This is a genomic window from Mycobacterium sp. TH-M116, from assembly GCF_057473685.1.
The window spans coordinates 1-2,965 of sequence record NZ_JBYCLC010000284.1 but is presented as its reverse complement, the minus strand read 5'-3'; the positions used below and the strand labels follow the sequence as shown (position 1 = coordinate 2,965).

At 68.1% G+C, this 2,965-nt stretch carries 3 protein-coding genes and 1 pseudogene; 1 reads left to right on the top strand and 3 read right to left on the bottom strand.

Annotated features, from left to right (window positions below; translation table 11 throughout):
* Nucleotides 1–29 precede the first annotated feature (29 nt).
* On the top strand, nucleotides 30–788 hold the full coding sequence (locus tag AC2VOK_RS14130; protein WP_428901042.1) for an SCO6745 family protein: 759 nt from the start codon (nucleotides 30–32) through the stop codon (nucleotides 786–788).
* A gap of 93 nt (nucleotides 789–881) precedes the next feature.
* Here the strand turns inward: AC2VOK_RS14130 and AC2VOK_RS14125 are convergent, their stop codons facing one another.
* The 3 genes and pseudogenes from AC2VOK_RS14125 to AC2VOK_RS14115 all read right to left on the bottom strand — a co-directional run.
* Entirely contained in the window at nucleotides 882–2,138 is a 1,257-nt protein-coding gene (locus AC2VOK_RS14125) for a hypothetical protein (protein ID WP_428901041.1), read from the bottom strand.
* 244 nt (nucleotides 2,139–2,382) lie between these two features.
* On the bottom strand, nucleotides 2,383–2,772 hold the full coding sequence (locus AC2VOK_RS14120; protein WP_428901043.1) for a hypothetical protein: 390 nt from the start codon (nucleotides 2,770–2,772) through the stop codon (nucleotides 2,383–2,385).
* 21 nt (nucleotides 2,773–2,793) lie between these two features.
* A pseudogene (locus AC2VOK_RS14115) lies at nucleotides 2,794–2,965 on the bottom strand (cutinase family protein); the annotation flags it as partial.

The window sequence follows — 2,965 nt, the reverse complement described above, 5'->3', positions numbered from 1 at the left end:
CAGCGCCACGACTGACAAGGAGATTCTCAATGGGTCACGACGACGTGCTCGACGCCACCATCGCCGCGGCCGCGCCCATCGAACAAGCGGTCGCGGTGTTCATGCTGCATCCCGAGACGTTCGCCGAAAGCATCGCCGCCGGCTACCAGAACCCGCTCACCGGATACGTCGCCGGCCGCGGCGGCGTGCTGGGCGAGGCGACCGGCGCCACAGTCGCTTCGGTGTTCGTCGCGTTCGAGCCCAACTTCCTGCGCGGCTTGTGGGAGGAGGGAATCGCGGTGCGCGGAGCGGCCGGCGCGGCCGAGGCGTACTGGGACCAGGTCGCCGGCTTCGGCCGCAGGCACCTGGCCGGCGCCGAGGGCCTGGACCGCATCGCGGCGCTGGGGGAGAAGATCATCGCGGCGGCACCGGATACGGGCCTGCCGCTGTATGCCGGCTGGCGCACCATGCCGCCGGCCGACGACGCGCCCGCGCGGGCGCTGCAGGTCATGCACGTCCTGCGCGAGTTGCGCGGCAATGTGCATTTCAACGCCCTCACCATTTCCGGCATCACGCCGGTGGAAGCGCACATGCTCAACAAGGGGCACCAGTACGCGGCGATGTTCGGCTGGCCCGAGCCGTTCGCCGACGGCGCGGACAAAAAGGACCGCTACGCCGAGGTCGAGCAGGCGACCAACCAGCGGATGGCTGAGATTGTCGCGGCCGCACTGACTCCCGGCGAAGCCGACGAACTCGCCCGCCTCAGCGTCGCCGCGCTGGCCGTGCTGAAGGCCTCAGCCACGACCTGAACGGCCGGCGGGCGACTCCAGATCGTCGACGGCAAGAAGGGGACTGCCGCGGGGAAGCAACACCATCGACGGCGCTTCAAGAGACCGTCACGCCTATGCGGATCCCTGCCCGGGATTTACTCCGCTGCGCGCCACTGGCTTGGCCAGCTGCGCTCCCAGCCAGACGGTCCCCCGGCCCACGGCCGCGAGCACCTGGCCCGTCGCGGTCGCCGCGGCCCCCACGGCGGCCGACGCGGCATCGAGCACGCTGGGAATGGACAAGTCCTCCCAGACCTCCACCTGCTGATGGCGGGCCTGGATGAAATTGTCGAGTTCCTCGCGCAGCATGCCACGCTGCCTGGCGAGTTCTCGCACTGACGAGAAGCGGAAGCCGTCAATGGCCACGAGTGTCCCGCAGCGGTCCAGCACGTTCTTGGCGTCTCGGTAGATGCGCAGGTCCTGTCCGAGATGATGTTCGACGAGCTCGCGAGCTTCGTCGATGGCCCGCAACAACTGCTCGGGTTGGGTCGACTCGATGCGTGCCAGGCTCAGTCGCTGCCAGTTGTGCAGCGACTCCTCGGCGATCACCAGCAGGCTCAAGGTGTCGGCAATGCGACTGTCGTTCATCGCTTTTCGCAGCATCGCCGCGCGCTGCTGCACGGCCATCGGATGATCGAACGACGCCAGGATGCGAATCACGTGGTTGCGTAGTTGCTCGACGGTGACGTTGAGCGCCGGCCCCAGCGCGGCCACCGAATCCCAGTACGCGTCGGGCAGCGAGCCGTATGTCTCCAGCGAGTCGACCATCCGCGTCACCGTCAGGTTGTTGCCCAGGACGTCGCCTGCGCGGTGAGCGCGCGCCACCTCCAGGACCGCCTCGACCTTGTCCTCGACGCGACGGACGGCGTCCTCCACCTCGGCGACCGCGGACTTCAGTGCCATCTGCACGGCGATCAGCTGCGCTGACATCATCGCTTCCGGGCCGATCCCCGCCGGACGCCACTGCAGCGGCGCAAGGAGACGATCGTCGGCGGCGAGCGTTGTCAGCCGGAAGAAGCCGTCGCCGCCGGGGATCAGCGCGCCATCCTTCAACGCGGCGAGGCTGTCCCGGCCCAGCTGCACGTACTTGCCGGTGTCGGTCAGCAGCGAGGTCAGCATGGCCAGGCCGCTGCCGGCGTTCGTCACCGATGCCCCCTCGATCCCGGCGACGCGAATGGCGTGCCCGGTGCTCGCCCGCAGCCTGTCGACATAGCACTCGACGGCGGCGGGATCACCGCCCAGTAGCAGGGTTCCGTCGCGGATCGCCACCATGACTTCGTCGGTCGCGACATCAGTTACGGGAGATACATCGGAGATCTCGGATGTGCTCACGGTGCCCCCTCATGATCCGTCGGCATGCGATCGGGCAGGCCGCTAGTTGACGGGACTTTGTCGTCTGGCAAATCCGGACATTACATCCGCGTATCGTCGAAGGTCAGCAGTTTGCTACCTGTTCGGTGAGAATTCACAAGAAGGAATCGGACGTCGGCCTCGGATTGCGTGGGCTCGGTTGTCGTCGCGAGTCAGACGCCACGTCCGTGACGGTCCCAGTCCTGTGCGTCGTCGTCCACGAACCTCACTGGCCGGACTCAGCACTGAAGTTGCGGGCGCCAATGGCATTGCGCAGACCCGAGCAGTTCACGCACCCGACGCACCCCACACAGTCGACGCAACGCACGCAACCGATGCAGGCGACGCACCGCGCGCAGGCGATACACGCCATGCATGCCACACATTCGCGCACCAGAACGCTCAGCACCGTCAACACGCTGCCGACCACGCCGACGCTGCCCGCGGTGCCCGCCGAGCCCGCTATCGCAACGCTGCCCGCGGTGCCCGCCGAGCCCGCTATCGCAACGCTGCCGGCGGTGGCGACCGATCCGGCCACCGCGACGTTGCCGGCGGCTGCGACGTTGCCGGCGGCCGCGACCGATCTCGTCGCCGCGATGCTGTCATCACCGGTGATCACGCCCCCAGCCGATCGGTGTCAGGTGCCGAAGTTGCCGCCGGAGCCGCCCACCGGTGCGGGTGCCTGAGGGGTGGGGGTGCCGTTGATGCGGCTGGCGGCGAAGGCGGCGCCTTTGTCGATCATGCTGATGTCGTCGGTGTAGGTGTTGTGGGCGGCGAAGTTGAGCCCGTCGGAGCACACCGGGTCGTCG

Coding starts and splice junctions, on each gene's coding strand:
- AC2VOK_RS14130 (WP_428901042.1), top strand. CDS start 30: ATGGGTCACGACGACGTGCTCGACGCCACCATCGCCGCGGCCGCGCCC.